The sequence below is a fragment of the Leifsonia sp. SIMBA_070 genome, assembly GCF_046534635.1.
Taxonomy (GTDB): domain Bacteria; phylum Actinomycetota; class Actinomycetes; order Actinomycetales; family Microbacteriaceae; genus Leifsonia.
Window position 1 is genome coordinate 1 of the sequence record NZ_JAWRYK010000190.1, and the last position, 278, is coordinate 278.

At 50.7% G+C, this 278-nt stretch carries 1 protein-coding gene; it reads left to right on the forward strand.

Annotated elements, in window-relative coordinates; genetic code table 11:
• Positions 1 to 33: 33 nt before the first annotated feature.
• A partial coding sequence (locus tag SB754_RS19965) for a hypothetical protein (RefSeq protein WP_410784118.1) occupies positions 34 to 278 on the forward strand: 245 nt, incomplete at its 3' end.

The following is a 278-nucleotide window of genomic DNA, read 5'->3' on the forward strand; positions in this document are numbered from 1 at the left end:
GTATTTGAGCTGGTGACACAGCCTTGGCTCAGTATGGCGCGCACCCGCGTCCATGATGATGAATCATTCCAAGCATTTTATCATACAGCCTTTGCCTTTGATCAGATGGTCGATACAACGCGCGAAAGCTCCTCCATTTCGCTGGAGGAAAGATTGCGTGCCTTTGAAAAAGGCATCATCGGAGAAGTCGAGCTGTATAAAGCACTGCTTGGCAGCTTTGACAGCCGTAGCTACATGTGGAGTCTGACCTCTGGACGAACTGGAGAGCTGCAGGAGAG